At 48.8% G+C, this 23,060-nt stretch carries 21 protein-coding genes, 1 tRNA gene and 5 pseudogenes; 15 read left to right on the forward strand and 12 right to left on the reverse strand.

Annotation, left to right across the window (positions count from 1 at the left end):
* Positions 1 to 143 precede the first annotated feature (143 nt).
* Positions 144 to 1,391 carry a mechanosensitive ion channel family protein gene (locus tag J1G48_RS16245; RefSeq protein WP_001156971.1) on the forward strand — a complete coding sequence of 416 codons (1,248 nt, stop codon included), beginning with the start codon at positions 144 to 146 and terminating at the stop codon, positions 1,389 to 1,391.
* Positions 1,392 to 1,432: 41 nt separating this feature from the next.
* On the opposite strand, the gene pheP is transcribed toward J1G48_RS16245, so the two are convergent.
* The gene (gene pheP / locus J1G48_RS16250) at positions 1,433 to 2,827 is read right to left on the reverse strand and encodes a phenylalanine transporter (protein ID WP_000786288.1); all 1,395 of its coding nucleotides are present in this window, start codon (positions 2,825 to 2,827) and stop codon (positions 1,433 to 1,435) included.
* 325 nt (positions 2,828 to 3,152) lie between these two features.
* Here pheP and J1G48_RS16255 point away from each other — a divergent pair, with 325 nt between their 5' ends.
* Entirely contained in the window at positions 3,153 to 4,328 is a 1,176-nt protein-coding gene (locus J1G48_RS16255) for a DnaJ family molecular chaperone (protein ID WP_001033453.1), read from the forward strand.
* An 86-nt stretch (positions 4,329 to 4,414) separates the two neighbouring features.
* Here the strand turns inward: J1G48_RS16255 and rclC are convergent, their stop codons facing one another.
* The 3 genes from rclC to rclA all read right to left on the reverse strand — a co-directional run bounded on the left by rclC (position 4,415) and on the right by rclA (position 6,706).
* The gene (gene rclC, locus J1G48_RS16260) at positions 4,415 to 4,975 is read right to left on the reverse strand and encodes a reactive chlorine resistance membrane protein RclC (RefSeq protein WP_000362181.1); all 561 of its coding nucleotides are present in this window, start codon (positions 4,973 to 4,975) and stop codon (positions 4,415 to 4,417) included.
* A 12-nt stretch (positions 4,976 to 4,987) separates the two neighbouring features.
* Positions 4,988 to 5,224 (reverse strand): reactive chlorine resistance periplasmic protein RclB, encoded by a 237-nt coding sequence (gene rclB / locus J1G48_RS16265; protein WP_000922173.1) that lies wholly within the window; start codon positions 5,222 to 5,224, stop codon positions 4,988 to 4,990.
* A 156-nt stretch (positions 5,225 to 5,380) separates the two neighbouring features.
* Entirely contained in the window at positions 5,381 to 6,706 is a 1,326-nt protein-coding gene (gene rclA / locus J1G48_RS16270) for a reactive chlorine resistance oxidoreductase RclA (RefSeq protein WP_000195925.1), read from the reverse strand.
* A gap of 215 nt (positions 6,707 to 6,921) precedes the next feature.
* Between rclA and rclR the strand changes: the two genes are divergently transcribed.
* A complete protein-coding gene (rclR, locus tag J1G48_RS16275; protein WP_000339616.1) occupies positions 6,922 to 7,776 on the forward strand; it encodes a reactive chlorine-specific transcriptional regulator RclR in 855 nt (284 codons plus the stop codon).
* Positions 7,777 to 7,826: 50 nt separating this feature from the next.
* Here rclR and J1G48_RS16280 read toward each other — a convergent pair.
* Positions 7,827 to 8,060 (reverse strand): annotated as a pseudogene (locus tag J1G48_RS16280) (efflux RND transporter permease subunit); the annotation flags it as partial.
* Positions 8,061 to 8,069: 9 nt separating this feature from the next.
* Here J1G48_RS16280 and J1G48_RS16285 point away from each other — a divergent pair.
* The 8 genes and pseudogenes from J1G48_RS16285 to J1G48_RS23410 form a co-directional block, all read left to right on the forward strand.
* A pseudogene (locus tag J1G48_RS16285) lies at positions 8,070 to 8,444 on the forward strand (ATP-binding protein); the annotation flags it as partial.
* Positions 8,445 to 8,679: 235 nt separating this feature from the next.
* Positions 8,680 to 8,889 carry a copper-binding protein gene (locus J1G48_RS16290; RefSeq protein ID WP_108745541.1) on the forward strand — a complete coding sequence of 70 codons (210 nt, stop codon included), beginning with the start codon at positions 8,680 to 8,682 and terminating at the stop codon, positions 8,887 to 8,889.
* 422 nt (positions 8,890 to 9,311) lie between these two features.
* Positions 9,312 to 9,674, forward strand: a complete 363-nt coding sequence (locus J1G48_RS16295; RefSeq protein ID WP_000915523.1) for a GtrA family protein — start codon at positions 9,312 to 9,314, stop codon at positions 9,672 to 9,674.
* Positions 9,671 to 10,597 (forward strand): glycosyltransferase family 2 protein, encoded by a 927-nt coding sequence (locus J1G48_RS16300; protein WP_000703619.1) that lies wholly within the window; start codon positions 9,671 to 9,673, stop codon positions 10,595 to 10,597. Before J1G48_RS16295 ends, J1G48_RS16300 begins: the two co-directional genes overlap by 4 nt.
* Positions 10,578 to 12,230, forward strand: a complete 1,653-nt coding sequence (locus J1G48_RS16305) for a DUF6056 family protein (RefSeq protein WP_001575778.1) — start codon at positions 10,578 to 10,580, stop codon at positions 12,228 to 12,230. The genes J1G48_RS16300 and J1G48_RS16305 overlap by 20 nt, the downstream gene beginning before the upstream one ends.
* 386 nt (positions 12,231 to 12,616) lie before the next feature.
* A pseudogene (locus tag J1G48_RS23400) lies at positions 12,617 to 12,870 on the forward strand (transposase); the annotation flags it as partial.
* A gap of 20 nt (positions 12,871 to 12,890) precedes the next feature.
* Positions 12,891 to 13,284 (forward strand): annotated as a pseudogene (locus J1G48_RS23405) (IS3 family transposase); the annotation flags it as partial.
* Positions 13,253 to 13,351 (forward strand): annotated as a pseudogene (locus tag J1G48_RS23410) (hypothetical protein); the annotation flags it as partial. The pseudogenes J1G48_RS23405 and J1G48_RS23410, both read left to right, overlap by 32 nt.
* Before the next feature lie 26 nt (positions 13,352 to 13,377).
* Here J1G48_RS23410 and J1G48_RS16315 read toward each other — a convergent pair.
* A tRNA-Arg gene (locus tag J1G48_RS16315) sits at positions 13,378 to 13,454 on the reverse strand.
* 254 nt (positions 13,455 to 13,708) lie between these two features.
* Between J1G48_RS16315 and fimW the strand changes: the two genes are divergently transcribed.
* From fimW to fimZ, 4 genes are all read left to right on the forward strand, one after another.
* Entirely contained in the window at positions 13,709 to 14,305 is a 597-nt protein-coding gene (gene fimW, locus J1G48_RS16320) for a fimbria biosynthesis transcriptional regulator FimW (RefSeq protein ID WP_000944160.1), read from the forward strand.
* A 161-nt stretch (positions 14,306 to 14,466) separates the two neighbouring features.
* Positions 14,467 to 14,778: a hypothetical protein gene (locus J1G48_RS16325; RefSeq protein WP_000226499.1), complete on the forward strand. Its 312-nt coding sequence runs from the start codon at positions 14,467 to 14,469 to the stop codon at positions 14,776 to 14,778.
* Positions 14,779 to 14,796: 18 nt separating this feature from the next.
* Positions 14,797 to 15,519 carry a fimbria biosynthesis regulator FimY gene (fimY, locus tag J1G48_RS16330; RefSeq protein ID WP_001258102.1) on the forward strand — a complete coding sequence of 241 codons (723 nt, stop codon included), beginning with the start codon at positions 14,797 to 14,799 and terminating at the stop codon, positions 15,517 to 15,519.
* A gap of 603 nt (positions 15,520 to 16,122) precedes the next feature.
* Complete coding sequence (gene fimZ / locus J1G48_RS16335; protein WP_000801273.1) at positions 16,123 to 16,755, forward strand: fimbria biosynthesis transcriptional regulator FimZ; 633 nt, start codon at positions 16,123 to 16,125, stop codon at positions 16,753 to 16,755.
* Positions 16,756 to 16,800: 45 nt separating this feature from the next.
* Here the strand turns inward: fimZ and sfmF are convergent, their stop codons facing one another.
* The 6 genes from sfmF to fimA form a co-directional block, all read right to left on the reverse strand.
* Entirely contained in the window at positions 16,801 to 17,319 is a 519-nt protein-coding gene (gene sfmF / locus J1G48_RS16340; RefSeq protein ID WP_000577507.1) for a fimbria assembly protein, read from the reverse strand.
* A 9-nt stretch (positions 17,320 to 17,328) separates the two neighbouring features.
* The gene (fimH, locus tag J1G48_RS16345; RefSeq protein WP_000708656.1) at positions 17,329 to 18,336 is read right to left on the reverse strand and encodes a type 1 fimbria D-mannose specific adhesin FimH; all 1,008 of its coding nucleotides are present in this window, start codon (positions 18,334 to 18,336) and stop codon (positions 17,329 to 17,331) included.
* Between the two features lie 14 nt (positions 18,337 to 18,350).
* Positions 18,351 to 20,963, reverse strand: coding sequence for a fimbrial biogenesis usher protein (locus tag J1G48_RS16350; protein WP_000754223.1), 2,613 nt, complete (start codon positions 20,961 to 20,963; stop codon positions 18,351 to 18,353).
* Between the two features lie 30 nt (positions 20,964 to 20,993).
* Positions 20,994 to 21,686: a type 1 fimbria chaperone FimC gene (fimC, locus tag J1G48_RS16355; protein ID WP_001519112.1), complete on the reverse strand. Its 693-nt coding sequence runs from the start codon at positions 21,684 to 21,686 to the stop codon at positions 20,994 to 20,996.
* A gap of 43 nt (positions 21,687 to 21,729) precedes the next feature.
* Positions 21,730 to 22,263 (reverse strand): type 1 fimbrial protein subunit FimI, encoded by a 534-nt coding sequence (gene fimI, locus J1G48_RS16360; RefSeq protein ID WP_000619618.1) that lies wholly within the window; start codon positions 22,261 to 22,263, stop codon positions 21,730 to 21,732.
* Positions 22,264 to 22,336: 73 nt separating this feature from the next.
* The gene (fimA, locus tag J1G48_RS16365; protein WP_000681034.1) at positions 22,337 to 22,894 is read right to left on the reverse strand and encodes a type 1 fimbrial protein subunit FimA; all 558 of its coding nucleotides are present in this window, start codon (positions 22,892 to 22,894) and stop codon (positions 22,337 to 22,339) included.
* Positions 22,895 to 23,060 lie beyond the last annotated feature (166 nt).

A 23,060-nucleotide genomic window follows, 5' to 3' on the forward strand; every position in this document is an offset into this window, starting at 1 on the left:
GCGCTGGATAAAATATAGCGTATGGATAACCCCAGAGGCGCTTTTACCCGTCTGTTGCTGATTATGCCTGAAGCGCAGGCGTCCTGATTTGCATAAATGCCATTCAGCAGTCATCATAGGCTGCTGTTTATAAAGGAGAGATTATGCAGGAATTGATATCCCAGGTAGAAGATTTAGCGGGAATTGAAATGAATCACACCACGTCGCTGGTGGTGATATTTGGTATTATTTTTCTGACAGCAGTTGTCGTGCATATTATTTTGCACTGGATAGTACTGCGCGCTTTCGAAAAACGCGCCAGCGCCAGTTCCCGCCTGTGGCTGCAAATTATTACCCAGAATAAATTATTCCATCGTCTGGCTTTTACGCTACAAGGCATCATTGTCAATATTCAGGCCGCGCTCTGGCTACAAAAAGGCAGTGAGGCTGCGGATATCCTGACGACCTGCGCGCAGTTATGGATTATGACCTACGCCCTGCTGTCGTTATTTTCTCTGCTGGACGTGATTTTCAATCTATCGCAAAAATGGCCCGCCGCCTCTCAGTTACCGCTAAAAGGAATATTTCAGGGCATTAAGCTCATCGGCGCAATTATCGTCGGCATTCTGATGATCTCACTGCTGATTGGCCAGTCACCAGCAATTTTAATCAGCGGGCTTGGCGCGATGGCCGCGGTATTAATGCTGGTCTTTAAAGACCCGATTCTTGGCCTGGTTGCTGGTATACAGCTTTCCGCCAACGATATGCTCAAACTGGGCGACTGGCTGGAGATGCCAAAATATGGCGCAGATGGCGCGGTCATTGATATTGGTTTAACCACGGTAAAAGTACGCAACTGGGATAATACCATCACCACCATTCCCACCTGGTCGCTGGTTTCCGACTCGTTCAAAAACTGGAGCGGCATGTCTGCGTCCGGCGGACGCCGGATTAAACGCAGCATTAATATTGACGCGACCAGTATCCATTTTCTGGATGATGATGAAAAACAGCGGCTATTAACCGCGCAACTGTTAAAGCCGTACCTTACCAGCCGTCATCAGGAAATCGATGAATGGAATAAACAACTGGATGCGCCGGAATCAGCCTTAAATCACCGCCGAATGACCAATATCGGGACATTTCGCGCCTATCTGAACGAATATTTACGCCACCATCCGCGCATCCGTAAAGACATGACGCTGATGGTACGCCAACTGGCGCCTGACGATCATGGTTTGCCGATAGAGATCTACGCCTTTACCAATACCGTCGTGTGGCTGGAATATGAGAGCATCCAGGCCGATATTTTCGACCATATTTTTGCCGTGGTGGAAGAGTTCGGCTTGCGTATTCATCAGACGCCGACCGGCAGCGATATTCGTGCTCTGTCAGGGACATTGCGGCATTAATGGATTGCCCGATCGCATGAGCATGGGATCGGGCAAAAAAGTTAATGAGCCTTACGGCGCAAAACTGTAAACGCGATAAACAGGAATACAATCCATACCGGCAGCAAAATCGCCGACAATCGCATATCGTCCATCGTACACATTAACACCAGAATCAGCGCCAGAAACGCAATGCACAAATAGTTTCCGGCGGGATAGAACAGCGCCTTAAATTGCGTCTCGCGCCCTTTACGACGCATCGCCGCGCGAAAACGTAAATGCGCGAGACAGATCATTATCCAGTTTAGCAATAGCGTCGCGACAACCAGCGCCATCAACAGGCTAAACGCTTTTTGCGGCAACAGATAGTTGATCAGCACCACCAGCGAGGTAATCGCTCCGGAAAGTATCAGCGAGTTCACCGGTACGCCGCGATGGCTGACGCGGGTTAAAAATTTCGGCGCGTTGCCTTGTACGGACAGGCCGAACAGCATTCGGCTATTCGAATAAACGCCGCTGTTATATACCGAAAGCGACGCGACCAGAATAACGAAATTCAGCGCCGAAGCCACCACATTACTGTCCAGGTTATGGAAGATCATCACAAAAGGGCTGCTATTGGATTTCACCTCTACCCACGGATAGAGCGCCAGCAACACCACCAGCGAACCGATGTAGAACAGCAAAATACGGTATACCACCTGATTCACCGCTTTCGGGATGCTTTTTTGCGGATCGCGCGCTTCCGCCGCAGTAATGCCGATCAGCTCCAGTCCGCCAAAAGAAAACATAATCACCGCCAGCGACAGAAGCAAACCATGCCAACCGGTAGCGAAGAAACCGTTATAACGCCAGAGGTTATCAATGCTGGCATGTTCGCCGCCGTGGCCGGAGAACAGCAGCCACAGACCAAAACCTATCATGCCGATAATCGCCAGCACTTTAATCAGCGCGAACCAGAATTCCGTTTCGCCATACAGACGAACGTTCACCAGATTCACGGCATTAATGATAATAAAAAACGCCGCCGCCCATACCCATGTTGGTACGTCAGGCAGCCAGTACTGCATATAGATGCCCGCCGCGGTCAACTCCGCCATCCCGACCAGCACAAACATGACCCAATAGTTCCAGCCCGACAAAAAGCCCGCAAACGGCCCCCAATATTTCCAGGCGAAGTGGGCAAACGATCCGGAAACCGGCTCTTCCACGACCATTTCACCCAACTGGCGCATAATGAGAAAAGCGATAATCCCGGCAACGCCATAGCCCAACAAAACAGCCGGCCCCGCCATTTGAATCGCCGGGCCGATGCCCAGAAACAGTCCGGTGCCAATGGCACCGCCCAGCGCAATTAGCTGAATATGGCGGTTTTGCAACCCCCGCTGAAGCGTCGGTTCATTCTTCGACGCGGCATCCGACACGCTGGCGCCGGATGCAGTTGACGCGTTTTTCACGTCCTACCCCTGTATCGTTTTTATTGAGGGGCACCTTTTAACATTTCGCTCTCGCTGCCGCAAGGCGCAATCGTTTGTCAAGGCTCAACTCCGGACGTTAACGTTATCGTGTAAAAAAAGATGTCGCGGGGAGTAAAAAGAAAAGAGTGCGCGCCGATATAGAACGTTACGGGTGACAGACGCCGAGTATAAAATATGTGAATAACTCTGGACGAAAAGTACGACACCCTACAGAATACATTTAGTATTTTTTCAGTATTTTCAAAAAGGTGAATCAGACCTGGTATCTGTTATCCGTTTTTGAGCCACGCCAGGCATCAACGTCATGAATAAGATCATCAAACGTTTAGAGATCATCAAAAGCGCCATCGAACTTGAGGACGAAGAGATTATCCGTCAGCAGCTCATCTACCTGAAAAATGAGCCGCAGGATGCCGTAATCAGCGCGATTGCCCAGGCGATTGAAGCTCGTCGATTCAGTGACGCCATGCAAGAGATCGCCGCCTGGCTACAGGCTCAACGGGCGCTCTCGACGTGGCAAGATCCCTCTATTGCCGCCAGTAAACTGGAGCTGAAAGCGCTTGAAGCCCAACTTCGCGATCTGATTGACAAACGAAATGCGCGGGTACAAATCCTCGACGATTTCAACGACCTCTATCATCTGCGTCTCGGGCCGTTGATGAGCCGTATTCTGGAGTTGCGTAAACAGCTCGCGGTGAGTATGCAGCGTAAGCAAGAAGCCGAAATAAAACGCCGGGAAAAGGATTATCAATCCTGCCTGCAATTTATTTCCCAGGCCGTGGATCAACTGGCAACGCTAAAACAGCAGTGGACAGGATTGAATGCCGCCTCGCGCGAAGCGGTGGGCATCCGTCAGCGAATCCAGCAGCAGACGGAATTAATTACCGCGTTGCTGGCGGAAATTCGCGAGCTGGAAGCGGATTTTTCCCATCAGGACGACAGCGCATTCCGCCAGGCGCAGGAAAATGCGGAACAGGACTATCACCAGTACCGGGAGCAGCAGCAGGAAGCGCAATTCCGCTACGCTCGCGATCAACGTTTGTCGGCTGACGAACGCAATGAATTAAAACGTTTGTGGCGTCAGGCCAGCCGCCTGTGTCACCCGGATGTGGTCGCCGATGAATTAAAAGAAAAAGCGCACCAGATGATGGTACAACTTAATCAGGCGCGGCAGAATGCCGATCTGGCGGCAATTCGCGCGTTATTGACGCAGCTGCAAAGCGGTCTGGAACCGATGATGGCAAGCGACAGGCTCAATAACCTGGAACATCTGCGCCATAAAATACGCCAGCTCCGCACGCAAATCGACGCGCTGTTGAAAGAGATAACGCAGCTGGAAACGGAAAACGCCTGGCGGCTCGCCTCTTCCGTTGCGGATAAGGAAGCCTATTTCTCCGAGCAGGAACGGGCGCTAACCGAAATTCGCAATACGCTGGAGGCGCAGGTTCAACAGGTGGAACAGGAACTTCTGTCAGGGTAGTCCATCATTCATCAACACATTGTCGGATGGCGCAAGCGCCACCCGACGAATCGCGGCATAAAGAGGGTAAGAGGGTAAGAGGGTCGCTACTGTCGCTGTAAAAGTAACGAACGGGCGGAGTCCGCCATGATCATCACCGCCCCTGCCAGCATTAACGTATCTTTTAATACCAGCCGCCCAGCGCCCGATAAATACGGGAAACCATAATGCGCATCGCCCAGCGGCATAACCCAGGCCTCCGGCGTGGTGATTAAAAACGACAGCGTGACAAATGGCGTCAGGAATGCCAGCACGCCGCCCGCCAGCCCTAACCAGCGGCTGACAGGGTTAGCCAGTACCAGCACCGCGATAATCAATTCCACCACGCCCAGACCATCCGAAAACGCATACGTATTATTGGCCGTTTGCCAGGCGCGTTCCTCCGGTTTTAGTTCGCCCTCATGCGTCAGATGCTGACGATATTCTTCAGGATGTTCATAGAAAAAAGACATAAACGGGCTGTTCGCCACAAACGGGGTAATACTGTCTGCCTCATAGGGCACAAATTTTAGTAGTCCAATCCAGATAAAAACGATGGCGATACTCAGGCGAATTAATGTTAATCCAAGCCGATCCCCCTGACTTAACAGACGAAGATATTTATCCATCTCAGGCTCTCCTTATTTATATAATATCGCAGTGGCGTAACCCGTATTATCAATACGCATTGACGTAATTTTCCATGACGACGCCTGTTTACTTTGCGCCAGTCTGGCAATAGCGTCTTCAAGCATTGACGGCGTTGCTGACACCGCAGAAACGCTGATATATTCAACGTCAGTTAGCGGCTGGGCGGAGACGGAAAACGCCAGCGGCGCAGCCAATAATGAAGCAATAAGTGTGGTAACTTTTAACATCGAGATTTCCAGTCGTGGGTTATTTCAATGGTGTTATAATACGTTACGCCTGACTAAAGCCTTTTCTTTCAGACGCCAGCATATTTGTCCTGGCGTATTTTTATGGTCTGACAGGCAAAAAAAAGCCCTGATTAACAGGGCTACATTATTTATGTTTTACTTAATGAGAGAGAAGAGATCGTTTAAAGACTCACTCATTGTAGGATGGGTAAATATCTGGTCGCGTAACACCGTATAAGGTAAATCTGCATCCATAACGGTTTTAACGATATTAATCATTTCATGAGAATCGACGCATAACAATGACACCCCTACAATACGCTGCGTATTCACGTCCACTACCGCTTTTAGTACGCCACGGGTATCGTTCATAACACGGGCGCGAGGGATCGCCGCCACCGGTAATGTCACCACCTGCACCGTTGCGCCGCTTGCCCGCGCTTGTTCTTCCGTCAGCCCGACACGAGAGAGCGGCGGCGTCATAAAGACGGAATACGGGACGTTCTGGCGATCGCGGGTACTGCGTTTGCCATCTCCCAATAACCCGTCGCGTACAATACGAAAATCATCCAGTGAAATATAGGTAAACTGCAACCCTCCGGTAACATCGCCCATCGCCCAGATATTGTCCGCCGTGGTACGCAGGTAATCATCCACGATGATCCCGCCGCGTTCGTTCACCGCCACGCCGGCGTTCTGCAACTGTAAGCCAGCCGTCGCCGGTTTTCGCCCCGACGCCACCAGCAGGGCATCCACAAGATGCGCGCCTTCCGGCGTTTCAACTTGTACCGCGCCCTCCTTTGAGGATACGGCCTGTACGTTGGCGTTTAAAATCAGCTCGACGCCCTTTTCCTGTAAAATGTGGGTAATTGCCTGCGCGATATCCTGATCTTCACGAGGCAGGAATTGCGGCGCTGCTTCAAAGATAGTGACCTTCGTACCGAAGTTGGCGAACATTGAGGCAAATTCAAGGCCAATATAACCGCCGCCTAAAATCCCCAGCCGCGCCGGACGCTGGCTCAGGCTGAGTAGCCCGGTGCTATCGAACACCCCTGCCGTCGTTGTTAAGCCCGTAATAGCCGGGATCACCGACTCTGCGCCAGTATTAATGAAGATCTTTTCTCCCCGTAACACCCGCTCGCCGTCCGCCTGAAATACCCGTAAGGTATGGTTATCAATAAACTCCGCCCTTCCCTCAATCACATCGACATTGTCCAGGTCGGCAAGATTATGAAAATTTTTGTCGCGTAAAAAATTTACGACCGCCGCTTTGCGTTGCATGGCGACAGAAAAATCGCCCTCACGTTCCGCGTCATGAACCAGCGTTTTCGTTGGAATGCAGCCAATGTTGATGCAGGTTCCGCCGAACATACTGGCGGACTGTTCGATAATCGCCACGCGCCATCCCGTCTTCGCCAGAGTTGCCGCCAACGTTTTTCCTGCCTTGCCAAAACCAATAATGAGCGCCTGATACTGTGTCATCTTCTTTCTCCGCCAAATCACCATCTGTTTGTCAGGACAAGTATAAATAACGTCAAAAAAGACAGGGTTATCCGCAACGCGTCATTTTTTGTCTTATCGTCTAAATTGGCGTTTAGCAAAAACAAGGGTAGAAATGACATTGAGTCCGAAATATAGTGATCAAAGACAGAAATGGTGATCCCTATTTTTGAAAATAAATCTGTTCTGGAGTCTATATGGATGCGCTTAGTCGGCTATTGACGCTTAACGCCCCTCAGGGCTCAATCGACAAGAATTGCCCGTTAGGCGGCGACTGGCAGTTACCGCACGCCGCTGGCGAGCTATCGGTGATTCGCTGGCATACCGTTACGCAGGGCGAAGCGCAACTGGAAATGCCTACCGGCGACGCCATGACGCTTACGCCGGGAAAGGTGGTGATTCTGCCGCAAAACTCCGCCCACCGTTTGCGCCAGTCTGGCGAAGCACCGACACATATCGTGTGCGGTAGTCTACGTCTGCACACGACGTCACGTTATTTCCTTACCGCGTTGCCGGAAGTGTTATGTCTTGCCCCGCCGCTGCATAGCCCCGCCAGTATCTGGCTTAACGCCGCCATTTTGCTGTTACAGCAGGAGTCAGAACGCCATTTACCTGGCGCTGACGTCTTATACAGTCAGCAGTGCGCCACGCTGTTTACCCTCGCCGTTCGCGACTGGCTATCGCAGGCCGGCACCGCGAAAAGTGTGCTCAATTTATTGCTGCATCCCCGGCTGGGCCGCGTGATCCTTCACATGCTGGAAACACCGGCGCATCCCTGGACGGTCGAAACGCTGGCGCAACGGGTACACATGTCGCGGGCGAGCTTCGCCCAGCTATTTCGCGACGTGTCCGCTACGACGCCCTTAGCCGTGTTAACAACGCTGCGCCTGCAAATCGCCGCCCAGACCCTGTCGCGTGAAGCGCTGCCGGTGATGGTGATTGCCGAGTCGGTAGGTTATGCGAGCGAATCTTCTTTTCACAAAGCTTTTGTCCGTGAATTCGGTTGTACACCAGGCGAGTACCGCAAACGGGTCAGCGCGCTCGAACGATAAACGTATACTGAACCCGCCTACAGTTTGACGCCGCAGGCGGGCGACACACGTTATGCCGCAAGGCGACGATGCCTGCGCAGCCACATCAGCTTGTAGGCTGCCGGAATGATGAACAGCGACAGCAACGGCGCGGTAATACGGCTCATCACCTCAGAACCCGCGCCGGTCCCCCATAAAACAGGTAGCAGACCGGCGATAATCACCGCTACCGTCATGGCTTTTGGCCGCACCCGGAGCACCGCCCCGTGGTAAAGCGCCTCATCGAGTTTTTCTGCCGAAAAGGTGTTGGGAGCTTGCGCTTTGAAGGCCGCGCCTGCTGAATCACCGGCGATCCCATCATGCTACGCAGAGCGATCAGTAATTTACTCTCTAATACGATGCGCTATACGCCGCCGGGTAAAACCATTACTCTTCGGATAAAAGAAGCGGACGACCAGATACATATTATTGTTGAAAACCCCGGTACGCCAATCGCGCCGGAACATTTGCCGCGCCTTTTCGATCGTTTTTATCACGTTACTCCCTCCCGCCAGCGTAAAGGGGAAGGCCGCGGTATAGGCCTGGCAATTGTAAAATCCATCGTCACTGCGCATCAGGGAAAAGTTTCTGTCACCTCCGATACGCGCGCTACTCGTTTTATTTTGACATTACCCAAATACCTCCGTTGAACTGTAGCGATAGTGAAAGGCGCTATCACTAGCCAGCAAAATAATCTGATATAATCGTCATTATCCTGTCACGCGCCAGCCCCAACGACTGTTTTATTATTTCTCTTATTAACCCACACCGGAGAAATAAGATGAATAAGTTTACATCCCTTTTAGCTGTCGTTTTTTTATTTCAGCTGGCGTAAAAGCCGCAGAGAAAATGGAATCTCGCCAATTATCCGCCACGGCGCATGAGATGATGAATAACGGTGACGCCTTCGCGCATCAGCAAATGGCTCAGACACAGAAAACCAGCGCCCCGGCTACTGTGGAAAATGCGACATCCTTTTCTGAAATGGACGGCTATGAAAAAGCAATGGTCATCCATCAATCGATGAATAATGCCCATTCTTTCTCCCACGAGATCCAGGCTGAGGAGCACCATAAACAGATTAAACGCAATTAGTTATTTGCATATTAGCGTCACGTACTGCGGATGGCGCAACGTCGCCGCCGCAGAAGCTTACGGATTAACATAATTTTGAGAGGTTAAATGGCGCGCCCTGCAGGATTCGAACCTGCGACCCACGGCTTAGATGTTCCTGGAACTACCTGAGCTAACAACAAGTTATTCCATTACTACGGCGCTCACTCGCCCCATCCTCGAAAAACATGCAAAGACTTGCAAGCCGATGCAAAGCTTTGTGTGTCCCGTTTTTGTCCCAAACTACTAAGCAATCAGTAGCCCCAATTGATCGGTAACAACGATCAATTAATAAGATAACAATAACTTTAAACTATTGAATACCACATTATTGATCGTTTATATCGATCAAAGCAATTTGTAGTGCTACACTCCAGACCTTTCCGAATCCGCTGATTTTCATAATGTTGAAGTTATTCGCTAAGTACACATCGATCGGTGTTCTTAACACGCTTATTCATTGGGGCGTATTTGCTTTTTGTGTGTATGGGATGCATACGCATCAGGCGTTGGCGAACTTTTCCGGTTTTGTTATCGCCGTATCGTTCAGCTTCTATGCCAATGCGCGCTTCACCTTTAACGCCAGCACCACCACGCTTCGCTACATGATGTACGTGGGATTTATGGGAACACTGAGCGCCGTTGTTGGCTGGATGGCTGACAAATGTTCCCTGCCGCCACTCCTTACTCTTGTCACCTTTTCAGCTATCAGCCTGATATGCGGATTCATTTATTCAAAGTTCATTGTCTTTAGGGATGCGAAATGAAAATCTCGTTAGTCGTTCCGGTCTTCAATGAAGAAGCCACGATACCTATTTTCTATAAAACGGTTCGCGAGTTTGAAGAGCTAAAACCGTATGAAGTTGAGATTGTTTTCATCAACGACGGAAGCAAAGATGCGACTGAATCAATAATTAACAAAATAGCTGCATCTGATCCGCTCGTTATTCCGCTTTCGTTTACGCGAAACTTCGGTAAAGAACCTGCTCTTTTCGCGGGTCTCGACCATGCAACCGGGGATACGGTCATTCCTATTGATGTCGATTTACAGGATCCGATAGAAGTTATCCCCCATCTCATTGAGAAGTGGCAGGCTGGCGCGGATATGGTGCTGGCTAAGCGCTCAGACCGCTCAACTGACGGGCGCATGAAGCGTAAGACAGCTGAATGGTTTTATAAGCTGCATAATAAAATCAGCAATCCGAAAATTGAAGAGAACGTTGGCGACTTTCGGTTAATGAGTCGTGAGGTTGTCGAAAATATTAAACAGATGCCAGAACGTAATCTGTTTATGAAAGGCGTTCTGTCATGGGTGGGCGGCAAGACTGATATAGTTGAATACGCCCGCGCTGAACGTGTTGCCGGCGATTCAAAATTCAATGGCTGGAAATTATGGAATCTGGCGCTGGAAGGAATAACTTCTTTCTCAACATTTCCGCTCCGCATATGGACTTATATTGGATTGTTTATTGCAGGTATGTCATTCCTTTACGGTGCATGGATGATTATTGATAAATTAATATTTGGAAATAATGTTCCTGGCTACCCGTCACTTCTTGTTTCTGTACTTTTCCTGGGTGGCGTTCAATTGATAGGAATAGGTATTCTTGGAGAATATATTGGTAGAATTTACATAGAAACCAAAAAAAGACCTAAGTACATAATTAAGAATGAGAAGAAAAATGGTTAACAATAGATTAAAAATGGTAATTGCTATCCTTATAGTTTTCTCGTTGGTGTATTCAATAGGATTTATCACACCAATGAACTCTGATGACTATACTTATGCCCTAAGAGAGCTTTCGCTTTCTAGCGTAAAAATGCACTATTTGGGATGGAGCGGAAGGGTTGTGTCAGATACGATCAGCACATCTCTATTAAAGTTTTTCTCCCCGCATATTTACAATGCAATAAACTCAGCAGCGCTAACATTAATGGTGTTGTGCTGGACAATGATCCCAGCTACATTAACAAAGTCGTCACCGTCCCCATATGTGATGATTTTCTTATTTTTCTTATACTTCATTGCAAATCCAGCCCTCGGTCAAACTAACTTCTGGCTTGTTGGGTCAGCAAATTACTTATGGACCAACATGTTCATTGCCATTTATATACTAATTTCTATATATTTAAGCAATGGTAAAAAATCCAATTTAATACTCTTTGTATATGCCATATCATCGATATTTGCAGGTTGCTCAAATGAAAATACATCTCTTGTAGTTGTATTAATTTCTGTAGCATATTTCTTTATAATGAATAGAAATAAATATTTACTGATTGGCGTATTCGGATCTGCAATAGGCGCGGGGGTTCTCCTGCTGGCTCCGGGAAACCTATCCCGTGCGTCTACAATACAAGACTGGTACAATCAACCACTTGCATGGAGGGTTCTTGAGCACTTTTCAGAAAGGCTGCCATCAGCAATGGGGGCATATTGGCAGGTCTATATTGCATTTATAATACTACTAATCTCTGTAGTGTTATCAAGGAATAGTAGCAGCAAACTTATGTTTGGAAGCTTTTTATTCATACTGGGTGCAATTGCTGCAAATGTTGCGTTCCTTGCATCTCCTGCAATGCCCAGCAGGGCTCTCAATGGAGCACTCTGCTTTATGATTCTTTCGATTTCCTTTGTTGCTCATTCTGCATTTACGAAATTTAACAAGGCTTCCATTTATTTATCTGTTACTACATATGCAATGGCTTTTTTATATTTCATTCCATCATACATCCTCTATTACTCATCAATTAAATCAATAAGCAAACAAACGGAGATTAGGGAAGAAATAATAGACAGGGCGAAACATAACAAACAAGATCAAGCGATAATTCCTGATTATTACTTTCCACCGGTACTGCATGCAGGCCCAAGTCTTGATACGTTTAACAGTGAAGCAATGTCTAGATACTACGGGATTGATTTGAAAATAACTGCTCCAGGATTTTTCGACTATTCACGAGCCTTTAATTTCAAGCCTCTTAATATTAACGCAAAAATATGTAACAACGTTTATATAAAATCATTATGGATATATAAACAGCAAATGGACATTAAAACCTTTGTAATATTTGAGTTTAATAAGAATCCTGCTGATTCTCTTGATGAGAAGACAGCGATGTTCATTAGCTTTAAAACAAAGGATGGAAAAATTATAAATGCAGATGTCGACAAGAAGACATTCCAAATAGACGGAAGATGGCTTTCCGGGCGGGCGATTAACGACATAGATTCAAATGAATTAGAATCAATTACATCTGGGACATGGGACGTTAGAACAGGGGCGAGGACAAATGAGAATATTACGGAAATAATTAAATAACATTCATGTATAATTAATGTTCCCCGCCACCAATGGGTAACGGGCGGCGGGGATTCCTACATATCGTATGTCACAAATGCCCCATCAGGTTTCTTAGCAAGAAGTCGCAATGCACCATCAGTCCCAAAAAAGAACCCAACGGAGCCATAGTGCATTAATCCAGACTCCGGCAACTGACCAATACACGCAAGGATACGCATGTGCCCAAAGCCCATCCGGTTCAACTCCACCACAGATGCAGGAACACCGTCTTTTAGTGCGGATAAACTGCCCCCTACTGGTTTCACTACCGGGTAAAGGAACCTGACAATCTGCGGTCAATGTGAATCGCCACGGATTTAACAGACACCTCAGAGCCATTTAAGATGACTTAAAGAGAGGTGCCTATGAGCGGTAAACGTTATCCCGAAGAGTTTAAAATTGAAGCGGTAAGACAGGTTGTTGAGCGTGGCCATTCTGTTTCCAGCGTCGCAACACATCTCGATATTACTACCCACAGTCTTTACGCCAGGATAAAGAAGTACGGGTCGAACTCCTCCACCAATAAAGAAATAAAGAGCAGTCAGATGATCAGACCGAAATCCGCCGACTCCCGAAAGAGTTGAAGCGGGTTACTGACGAACGGGACATATTAAAAAAAGCCGCAATAGATTCAATTGGTCACTGCAACCATGAATGACAAAAGATAGAGTCCTGAATGCGCTTCTGATGGCCGTGTGGCGACGTAATCACCCGCTATGAATGGCAGTCGATCCTGAAATCGCACGGACTGGAGAGCAGAATGAGCCGTCGTGGCAACTGTCATGACAATGCGGTTGCAGAAAGCTTTTTCCAGCTACTGAAGCGTGAACGGATAAAGGAAAAGATCTACGGAACGAGAGACGAAGCCAGAAGCGATATTTTTGATTACATAGAAATGTTTTATAACAGTAGACGCCGGCATGGTTCGAGCGAGCAGATGCCACCGGCTGAATATGAAAACCTATATCATCAACGACTCAGAAGTGTCCAGGTTATCCGTGGTGATTCACAGATATGCTCACCTTGCGCCTAATCATTTAACGGAACACGCGAGGAAAATAGACGACATTTTTGGTGATGATGTCCCATATGAGAATTAAAGAGGCGTAACCAGTTGATATATAAGTGGCGCGCCCTGCAGGATTCGAACCTGCGACCCACGGCTTAGAAGGCCGTTGCTCTATCCAACTGAGCTAAGGGCGCCTTGTGAAGTGAAGACTTCGTGTAGACGAAACGCGAGAATTATACGGTCAGGCACTCCTGAGTCAATGGCTTTTGTTCTGGTTGCTGACTAAGTGTACGAATATCGTCTTTTCTGGCGCAATGCCAGGTTCCAGGAAATCGCCTGGACACATCTCAGCACGCATAAAGTGGGAATTAAGGCCGCCAGTATTTAGAAAATCAATCAGTTTCTTTAATATTTCACCATGATTCACCTGCCGTGTAGGATATTTTTTATGCTGCGTATCGCTATTAAGGAACAAAACAGTCACTTTGAGCATGGTTTGAAAATCATCATGACGCGTCTGGCGAATCAATGGCAGCAGAAAATTGACTTTCTGCCGCCAGAAGAGATAGATAATGCCGATATCGCTTTCCTGGCCCTGGATGATGATTGGTTCAGCGCAGGCTGTTACCAGATACCTATGCATACCCAACATCAGCTACGGGTGATTATTTGTAATAAATGCGATAAAGAAAAGCTCATGTTCAGACCATGTCTGTATATGCTGCCGCATATTTATCGGAAAGATGATGTTGAAGAAATTACCCGGAAAATGATATTGATCTTACATAAGCGAGCGCTTCGACATAGCGTCCCTTCTGGCATTTGCCACTACTGCACGACTCGTCATTTTTCAGTAACAGAACGTCACCTGTTAAAACTGATCGCCAGCGGTTATCATTTAAGCGAAACGGGTGCTTTACTTTCACTTTCTGAAGAGCAGACAAAGTCACTCCGCCGGAGCATTATGCGCAAATTACATGTTAAAACGGAGCAGCAGTTTTTAAAGTATATTAGAGTTAACCTTCATTTCTTACTCAGTAAGTAAACTCACTTAACTTTTTACAAGGCTTACGAAATATCTCACCAATAATTAAGTAACGATACCTACAGGCATTTTTTTAACGCTGCCACAATGATGCCCATAATATCCTGATAGATTCAGGGGTCAAAAATATATGGCTGCATCATAAATGCCTGGAGGAGTGTTTGGTGGCACAGGGTACTTTATTAAAGGAAAGGATAAATCCCCCACACCTGGCGTCTTCGCCAACACGCCATTCATATCTCAACAGCGGATTGTTAAAATCTGAGCCAATCGTTAATCTCTCAACTGCGCAATTAATCGGCTATGAGGTCCTGACGCAACTTCCGTCAAAACATGATAGCGAAGTTTTTTTTCAGCAGTTAATGCTGATGGAAGGCATTGAAACATCAGAGCAACGAAGCATTGCTTTTTACGCTGGTGCAACGATGGGACAAGGTTATTTATGGCCAGCCATATTACCAGATATATATTAGAGCAATGGAAAAAGCAGGATGCGCAGCGTACCACGCAGGGAAAGACACCGCCGTTTAAGAAATGCCAAAGACTGCGCCTGCCGTTATCACTCTCCAACGCCGCAGATATTTGATCGCCTTGAGTTACTGGACCAACAGCTTAATTATGCCTTGCCGGTTGGTATCATTTCCCAGGCAATAATTACAACTGATAACTACCTCGGCTATTCATTGAGTCACTACTTATTTTCCGGAAAACCTACCGCTGCATTCCGCTCATTAGATGACATTTCTTTGTGGATTGAAAAGGGGTCGCTCAGACAACTGATTGTAGATATGGAGGCGCTACCTGTCTCCTGTATTGAGGCGCTTAACCAGCTACGCGCGCTCAGTTGGCAACAAAGCGATATCCAGATTTACCTGCTGGTATCAGATAAAACCCCCGCTATAACACAGTTTATCCGTATGGCTGGGCGTTTTTTTGTTCTGTCGCGACGACAAAATCTGGCCTCTGTACGCGAAGCCTTGTTATCAGCCGCCAAACCTCGCTTATCGGAAAGCTTTAGCCGTACTGACTGGTTGATGATTGAAACTTTAGCGCAAGGTGCCTCTTTAAAAGAAATAGCACGTCAGCAAAGCGTACCTTATCATCGTGTAGTTTACCGGCTTAAACAACTTATCACCCTCCTTAACCTTCCCCACAGACAAAGCTTTCTTCGGCTGATCCAGCAGTTAAACGTTACTTTCCACGACATTTTTTAACGAACTAACGTTTTGGTGAATAAGATTTTTTAAGAAATTACTTATTTTCACTTCCATTAAATGTAAATATTTCACATAAAATTAATATTTACAACTCGTCCTGGTAAGCGATAAAAATTTTTTTCTTACATCGCCCCCTGTCCCTCCTCGTTTTTTGAGGTCTCCAGCGTCAACATCTTTCTGTTATTACATAACAAATACTAAACAATTAGTCTTTCATATTATTTTTATACTTAAAAACAACAGTTTAAACTACTCAATGTCAACTCTAAAGAAAATAGCTCCACCACGAACAAATTTTCTATAACGCCACAGAACATCCTACCCGCTATCCATAATTCGCATTTCGCAAGACTTTTCCGAGAAATCAGACCAGGTATAATCCATATTGTTTTTACTTAATCAGAAATTTCTTTTTTGTTGGTGCGAAATGGATATTCCACATATTTATTACTCTTACGCAAAATAGCCAGTCAACAGGGAGGTCTCATTCTTTATTATTGCTCCACTGTGTGGTGTGTAGATCTGGCTATTTCACAATCTTTAAGGTGTCTGACGCTTATTCTAAAACGAAGGACGCATAACAGTCTGAGGCATACAACAATGAAACCTGCATCTGTTATCATTATGGACGAACACCCTATTGTAAGAATGTCGATCGAAGTTTTACTCGGTAAAAATAGCAATATTCAGGTTGTCCTGAAAACGGATGATAGCCGAACAGCGATAGAGTATCTGCGCACTTATCCTGTTGACCTTGTCATTCTGGATATTGAATTACCGGGCACCGACGGCTTTACCTTACTTAAACGAATCAAATCTATCCAGGAACATACCCGGATACTTTTTTTATCGTCGAAATCAGAGGCTTTTTATGCCGGAAGAGCAATAAGAGCGGGCGCAAACGGATTTGTAAGTAAACGCAAAGACCTCAATGATATTTATAATGCGGTAAAAATGATTTTATCCGGCTATTCTTTTTTCCCATCTGAGACGCTTAATTTCATCAGTAATACCCGTACCCCCAAAGGCGGGCACCATGATATGCCACTATCTAACCGCGAAGTTACCGTGCTGCGCTATCTGGCCAATGGAATGTCTAACAAAGAAATTGCCGAGCAACTTTTATTGAGTAACAAGACTATCAGCGCGCATAAGGCCAATATATTTTCTAAACTTGGCCTTCACTCTATCGTTGAGCTTATCGATTACGCCAAATCACACGAATTATTGTAAATGTACTCCCGGCGAATTATCGTTCGGGAGCCACAATAACGGACACTAATTGTAATTGATCAGGAAGGTCGCATCCGCGTTAGCAAGTCCGGGCTGCACGCCATCGGCTAAGGCGATATAGTTCGCATAGAATTTCAGGGTAGCATTGCCGTTGTTGTCAATATCGACGGCCTTGCTGGCCTGTTCAAGTGGCAATCGACGTTGATCGCCATCGCGAATTTCAATCGCCAGTTTTTGCGCCATTGCCGTATCAGCAAGCGCCAGTAATGCCGTGCCGGGCGCTGGCGTCCCGGAAAACGTTATAGACGCCGACCCCGGCGGGCAGCCTTCAAGTTTTAGGCTAAAGGCTACCGGTTGCGTGGCGTCACCGGCGGCGTGAAGCTGTTTTGTCGGCCAGGTGCCGAGGTTAACCGATTTGTTACTGTCGCCCGCCACCACGGCGCAGGTAAAATCCACCACGTTACCGCGCAGTTCAATATTCACTTCGCCCAGAGATGAGTTGGCCTGACTCAGCGGGCTGAACAAAACACAACCGATAGCGATGAAAACGCGCCGAAAGATCATTATGCCTCCTTAATCATAATCGACTCGTAGATAGCCGCGCGCAGTAAACGGCCCTTCCGCCGGTTTATTCCCCGTCACGCTGATCGGCCAGGCGCGAATACCTACGCGAGCGGCGGCGTTATCATCAAGATGAAACGGAATTTTACTCGACAAATTATTGGGTGTGAGCGGCGTACCGTTGCTATTAGCAACCACAAAGCCTAAATCCGGATTATCGGACACCATCGCCTGCCCTGAGGCCTTTTCGGCTTCAAGCCGCATAGATAAATAGGCCTGCGCCGCGACGTTGGTACATTTAATAGCGATAGTTTTCGTTTGCGGCGTGACGCCTTGCGGACGATTACCCGCCCCCGCCTGACTAAATAACGACGCGCCGATATCGCCGAAATCAAACTCCACGACCTGTCCGGCATTCACTTCGCAGTTTTGCGGCACTTCCACTTTGCCGCTGTAGCTAATGGTATATACCGGCGTGCTCAACGCGTCGCCGGTAGAGGTCGTCACATAGACAGTAAACATTGTCTGGCGAGGGATCGTCACCATATTAATAAAAGGCCGTATCACTTTTAATTTAAAAACCAGCTTTGAGTCCTGCACGCCAAACGGCATTTGCTGCGACACGTTAGAGTCGACGCCCATGCGAATATAGTTACGGGGCGGATAAAATACGCCAGCGACACTATCGGTGATGCTCATCGCGCCCAGAAGGTAGTCATTCAGCTTGAGGTATTTAAAATTTCCTTCGGTGCTTTGTACCGGTAATTCTGATACATAGCTTCGGTAGGTATAATTTACCGTTGTCCCCGCCGGGCACGTCGCGTTTACGCCGACCCAACCAGATTTTTCCGGCAGCGTAACCACCTGTCCCGGCTGATTATTGCCACTGGTGAAAACATCTGACAGGTCGTAAAAGATATCGGTCGCCGTCCCGTTTGAATTACGGCAAACCGTCGCCAGCGCGGGATGGGTGAAAAAGAGCGCGGTCCCCGCCAGCAATAGCGCTGAGTATATTTTCATCTCTATTTTTCCTTTTATGACGACGGACGGATACAGGTCGCGCTGGCTATCGTAATCGCCTGCTTCAGGCTATCCTCCGCCAGGGCGTAAGGGGCGATACAACGCGCGTTTTTCCCCTCTCCCCACTGGATGAACAGTTCACCTTTTAGCGGCAAGCCGCTCAGATAAATTTGCCCGTCATCGCCGACCATACTGGTAATACCGCTGGCGGTTTCTCGTACTATCGCGCCAAACGGTAACGGACGTCCGCCAAGCCTCGCGGTAATGATTGCCCTTACGCCTATCCGCGTATCAAAAGCGGCCCGCACCAGAGCGCCCTCTGTCGGCACTACGCTGCTGACGTTATTTTCGACATCGGTATGGTTGTCCATCGTGTTGGTATCTAACGCGACGCGGTTATAGCGATATACCGTGGCGTAGGGCATTACCGCATAACCCCGCCAGTCCGTTTTCACGCCGGTCTGGTTTTCGATGCGCACGCCTTTCGCTCCCGGCGCTTTAATCAAGACATTGGTATCGCCCAACGGTTGGCTAAACGTAATACCATCCGCATGACCGACCACGCCGCCGGAAAGTTGCCAGTTATAGTCATGCTGATCGCGATCGTAGTTATATCCCACGCCCAGCGTGCCATACGTCGCCTGCCAGCTAGCGCTGGCGCTGCCGCTATAACCATTGCTACTGCTACGCCCTTGCGTCACGCTGTAGCTCAGATTACGTCCTTCCAGAAGCGTGCCGCCCACGCCGGTCTGCCAGCTATTGTCGCCGTCGCGGTTGCGGTTGGCGTTAAACGTGGCATAAGTACGATCAAGAATAGTGTCGCGCGCATAGCGCCGTCCGGTCAGAACGCTAAACGGAACGGACATATTGAATGCCAGAATGCGATCGGCGCCTGAGATCCCCACCGACTCGTTCCACGACCATGACAGCGAATAACTTATGCCTTGCCATCCACTGGCGTATCCCAGTTGATACCAGGTATTGGTATCCGCCGTATTCCAGTAATTTTGTTGACTGCCGGAAAGATACAGTGACCCGTAATCCCCCAGGTTTTGCGAAATATTGACCTGAAAGCGGCCTTTTTTGCTGTAGCGGAGATTGTGGTAGCTCTGCGCCACCGGCACTTTATGGCGGCGTCCGTCGCTATCGTATTCGTAGTCGTACCCTTCCATACTGCGGTATGCCACATCATCCAGGGTGTAAAATCCGCGCGTGGAATAGCGGTAACCCAGCAATTGAAAATTAGTCCCGTAATTATTCAGCGATTTGGCGTACAGAAAACGCAACGATTGCCCCTGATGGGTGCTGTCATCTGCCAGTTGGCTACGCGCATGTGTGACATCGACCGACACGGCTCCCCAGTCGCCCAAATTTCGCCCCGCCCCGACCACCACGGCACGGTAACGATCGGCAAGTTGCGTACCGCCGTAAGCCGTCAGCCCCGCAGGCAGGCCGGCAATCACCGTTCCCTGGAAAAAGAATGGCGAAGACTGCTGACTATTGCCGCTGCGAAAATCCCCGGCCACCAGGTCATACTTCACCCTACCCTCACGCTGCAATAGCGGAACGGTAGAGTAAGGCACCGTGTAACGTTGTTGGCTACCGTCTTTTTCATCTACCGTCACCTCAAGGTCGCCGCTGGAAGAGGTAGGATTAAGATCGGTAATCGCAAACGCGCCCGGCGACACATAGCTTTGGTAGATAACATACCCGTTCTGTCGTATCGTCAGCTTTGCCGCCGTCCGGGCGATCCCTCTGACCGTGGGGGCGTAGCCCTGCAGGCTATCGGGATACATATTGTCAGAAGAGTACAGCCGCGCTCCGCGAAAGCCGACGCTGTCGAAAACATCGTTCCCGGTATTGCTGTCCCCCATGACCAGTTCGCTTTTTAGCGGAATGATGGCGCGCTGTACCCAGGTGCCAATGTTGTTCCAGCGTTGCGAATGATAGCCGTCCCCTTTCGAATAGCTCCAGGCTCCGTTATTACGCAGCCGCCAGGGGCCATAGTTCAACCCGCTCAGCAGACTCAAAAAATAGCTATCGCTGTCTGTTCCGCGGCTACCGGTAAAACTGTAATTAATGAGTGCGGCGGGTATCCCTTCATCCCACTCTTCCGGCGGGATATAGCCACGCGCGCTGTTGAGCAATGACGCCTGCGGCAAGCTAATGTTTAAGCGCATCGACGCGAAATCGAACGCGACCTCCGCGCCCGGGATTTTCTCAGGAAGGTGAATACACGTGGTATCGACGCCTTTATCTGAGACAGGGAACACCGCGGTATTCACGCCCAGCCGTTTAATCCACTCCGGTGTAAAACAAGGCATCAGGCCGCCGGATTTATCGCCGGCGCCCACGGCGCCCGCCTCAAAACGAATATCCTGCGTCGCTACGAATTCGTCGTTACGCCAGATATCCACCCGGTAAATACCAGGCGGCTGATGATTACCTTTTTCAAAGCGAGATAAATCCGCCACGGACGCGGTATCCGCCGACAAAAACGCAGGGTTGAAATAACTTTCGCCGCGGCTCGTCAGCGGACACAGCGCCGCCAGCACCGACAGCGCCACGCCGCTTAACGGTGATACATAGCCGGGAAATCGCCCTGCAAACCAGGTTGTCTTCTTCATCGTGTTCTCGTGTGGCTTCACGCTCTCTGCTTAACCGAGACTGGCCGTTGTCGCCGACGTCAATGCGCCGTAATCATTGACGGTCTGAAATGTCACGCTGCCCTGCGCGCCAGTCGGTAAGGGAATTTGCATGTCGCTTTTTGGCGCGATCATCACGTTATCAATCTTTTTCGCGCCCACGCTGATATTGACCAGCGTGAGGTAATAAGCAGATGGGTTGGTTATCTTGAGATGGTTGCCGACACGGGAAAATTTCAGCAAGGTCGGCGCGTCTTCCGGCGTCTGCGGCAAATTCGCCGGACGCACGAACAGTTTGATGCGCGACAGAATCGCCAGTTGCAGAACGTTTTTTCCTTCAATATGACTTTTATCGACCGACGGGATGGCTTTCACGTTCATCCAGAATAACGACTCCCGATCCCCGGGTAGCGGTTGCCCGGCGTAGATAATACGCAGCGTGTTTTCGCTTTTGGGCTCGCTGACGAATAAAGGCGGCGTAACGATAAACGTTTTTTCTTTCTGCCCGGCGCTATTTTCGATCCATGAATTGACGAGGTAACGTTCTTGAGTATCGCTATTACTGATTGCCAGAGAAGTCTGCTTCGCCGCCGAGGGATAAATAACTCGCGTGGCGCCTAATGCAATCCCCCCCGCCGCCTGTACGTTCAGCGAAGTAAATAACGTGAGAAGAACAATAAAGCCTAATTTTATACTATTCAGCATGGTAAAAAATACCTTTTGCATTGAGTCACGTCGGCAAGAAAATTCATGGGTAAACCAGCGTAAACCACACTTCTGAATGAATTCGTCCCGGCGTCATATTTTCTGAAATTGCCCGATAGCGGGCGGTAAAATGCAAAGTCATTTCTGACGTTAAAATGGGCGTGTAATGAAGCGGTAACGTGTTAGGTATGATTTGCCGCTGCTGGTCATCAAATAACGCCAGGCCGATTCCGGCATTACCGATACCTTCGCCGCTGGCCAGAAAAACATGGGGATCTTCCGCAGGCGTAACGCCAGCAAACGCAATGCCGACATGACGCCAGACCTCCGCGCTACAGGAGATTAACCGTAACGAAAATGGAACGCTGACGGGAGCGAAGCTGCCAGGACCGGTAAACGCATTCGTGCGGTACTGTCCCATCAGTACGCGCAAATCCTGGCTTTCTGTGGCGACAGCGCAGCCGCCATTGACCAGTTGTCCGCGCAGGTGAACACGCCCGCTCTCTACCATTACCGGCTGCGCAATAACGGGCGACATCAAAACAAGCCCCACTAGCGCCGCGCCTTTCCTTATCATTGCTATGTTCTCTTTTATCCCCGATAGCCTCTTCCGTTGAGGCGCCTCCCTTCCCTGGCGTTCCCTGACGGGATTATTCGTATTTCATGATAAAGGTGGCGTCGGCATTAGCCTGGCCTGGCGTCGTGGCGGTGGCGGTTGCCTTATAGCGTGCGGTAAAACGCAGCGTATTGGTGCCTTCAACCAGCGCCTGCTTCGCCGAGAAGGTCGCGCCGTCCGGCTTCAACGGTGAAGAGGTATTATCAAGAATCTCAATCCCGACGCCGGTTGCGGTGGTGCTATTGTCCGCAGAGGAGACAGCCAGCAAATTAGGGTTGGTGTTATCTGCCTGACCAGAGAAAGCCACGGCAGCGGTGGCCGCCACTTTCGGATCGCAGTCATTCAGGACGATGGAGAAAGGCACCTGCGCAGTCGTATTACCAATCGCCGTAAAGCTGGCGGTACGGTATTGACCCAGCGTCACCGTTTGATCGGCGGATTTAGTGCTAACGGCACAGGCTGCATTAACCAGTTTACCTTCGAAATGAATAGTACCGCCACTCACGCTCACCGGAGTAGGATCAGCCGCAACCGCTGCGCCAGCGACAAACATCAGACTCGCAATAGTAGAGGTCATTAATTTATGTTTCATGGATTTCCCTTGAATTACACACACCCGGTTTCGGCATCCTGTCGGCTCCGTTTGAATTATTATCGACATAGCATGTCAGAAAAGTTATCTCTGCATCCTGTAAAGATAGATATCGCAGATTAATTAGTTTTCTGTTTCTCCCCTGAGTATCAGACGCAGTAATTAA

It is taken from the genome of Salmonella sp. SAL-020 (assembly GCF_017372215.1).
Lineage (GTDB): Bacteria > Pseudomonadota > Gammaproteobacteria > Enterobacterales > Enterobacteriaceae > Salmonella > Salmonella enterica.